The organism is Pseudoalteromonas sp. MMG013 (assembly GCF_018100885.1).
GTDB classification, from domain to species: Bacteria; Pseudomonadota; Gammaproteobacteria; order Enterobacterales; family Alteromonadaceae; genus Pseudoalteromonas; species Pseudoalteromonas aurantia.
On the sequence record NZ_JAGJEE010000070.1, the window covers coordinates 1 to 1,886 of the forward strand.

The following is a 1,886-nucleotide window of genomic DNA, read 5'->3' on the forward strand; positions in this document are numbered from 1 at the left end:
CTCGGTTGCGGCAAATAAACTGGTGGGTAACCAAGCCAGTTTCCGTTGGGGCAATGTGGCAGCGTCGGCGCTATCAGCATACGCGGGTTCAGAGCTTGGTATAGGTAACTCGGATAGCTTGTCAGGGGGAGTGACAGCAGGTAGTATTGCGCTCGATACGTTTAGCGGGGTGGCAAACAGTGCGCTCAGTTATGGTGCGGATAAATTATTTGGTAATCAAGCGAGTTGGAACTTTGGTAATGTTGCAGTAGATGCGTTTGGCAATGCGTTGGGGAACTCGATTGTGAGTGGGTTAAGCAGTGCACCAAAATCGAATAATAAACAAAGTGATTCTGAATTTATTAAAGATGTCGAGAGCTTCTTAGGCAAGAGCGATTCGTTCATCGGAAATATTGATAATATGCTTGGTTCTAACCAAAATGGTATCTATGATGCAGAAGGCAACTTCATTCCTTCGGATGAGTTGTATGTATCAAATGACCCTATTGATGACTTCACGAAATATGGAACTGAAGGTAAAGAAGCTTACGCAGCACGTAAGTTGGCTGAAGCGAATGAAAAAAGAGGTTTTTGGGACGCCATTCATCATAATGATAGACCTGCGTCAGTAGAGACTGAATTTGGGTTTTCATTAAGAGGTAAGTTGCCATACTTTGGAAAGTTCGATATAGGATTTGCCGCAGCGTTCGCGTTTGATAATAAAGGCAACGTTGCCTTTCAGCCTTTAGCTAATGAATATGGTGGAGGTTTAGGTGGCTCTGATTGGTCAGGAGGCCTGAACCTAAGTGTATTAGCTGGTGAAGGTCTTCACGCGCAAGATATAGTTTATGGTGAAATGATAACAGGTGGTCCTAGTATAGATTTAATTTCCTTTAACAAAGCTCGGCTTTTAGGAAAGCAGTTACCAGATGTAGGGTTAGCATTTGATTATGAGATAGGCGCTGCACTTACTGGCAATGGTCCAATGGGAGTTAGAGGGTTTGAATTTGGCTTAGATATGGCTCACGGTGGTACTAAGCTTGGTTCTGATATAACTTATCAGAACAGTCCTACGCGATCGTATCAAAGTAATTGGGGAGTTGTTGGCCAGTTGTTTTGGGCCTATCAAAATGTTGGAATCAAAACGATTAACAAATTTATGTATAAGGGAATGGATGTAAGCTTTGAACATTTAGCTAAGCCGCATGAATCAGAAGTTTCATTTCCAAACTTGGAAAATAATTAATAAATAGGAGTAATGGGAGCTGTAGATGAATGCAACTCCCTTTTCAAAATGATTTACGAGTTTTCAAAGATTTTCGAATTTTTATATATATCATTTCAAATAATGAGCGCCTTTTTATTTCTGGGTGTTTTTACATATATCCCCCTTAAATTTTTTTCTGGAAAATATAAGTTTTTTTTATTGCTGCCGTTAGCTTATTTTAGTTTTGCAATATATGAATTGCAGAAAGGTATAGATCAAGTTAACGCCTATCAGAATATGGTCGAAAACAATAGAGTAAGTATTGTTAAAGGACGCTTGATTGCGACTTATCAGCAAGATAATCACAACTATTATAAGCCTCCTATAAACGCTGTTGCTTTAGCTGAAATACTCGAATTTGAAGGATTTAAGCTTGAGAGTATTAGACCTATAAATCATATTGCTGAGTTTGGCTGCTTTAATGGTTCACTTAAAAGTGAGCTAGCGCCTTACATAGGTGAAGAGGCTGAAATAGCTTATGTAGACAAGCAGTACGAAAATGCAACATTACCAACGCTATGTATTTTAAAAATAGAAGTAAAAAAGTAAAAAACAATAAAAGGACAGGCATAAAATTAAAAGGAACAGCCAATCAAATTCGGCTAGCTACTTAAGCTAGCCGATGCCTTTGGGAATGCGC

At 39.1% G+C, this 1,886-nt stretch carries 2 protein-coding genes; both read left to right on the top strand.

Features of this window, described 5'->3' with window-relative positions:
* Nucleotides 1-1,225 (top strand): hypothetical protein (locus J8L98_RS24325; RefSeq protein ID WP_210998641.1); only part of this gene is annotated, 1,225 nt, incomplete at its 5' end.
* A gap of 12 nt (nt 1,226-1,237) precedes the next feature.
* The gene (locus J8L98_RS24330) at nt 1,238-1,795 is read left to right on the top strand and encodes a hypothetical protein (RefSeq protein WP_210998642.1); all 558 of its coding nucleotides are present in this window, start codon (nt 1,238-1,240) and stop codon (nt 1,793-1,795) included.
* Nucleotides 1,796-1,886 lie beyond the last annotated feature (91 nt).

What these genes read in the sequence shown, in the direction of transcription:
- J8L98_RS24330 (WP_210998642.1), top strand. Translation starts at nt 1,238, where the DNA reads ATGGGAGCTGTAGATGAATGCAACTCCCTTTTCAAAATGATTTACGAG.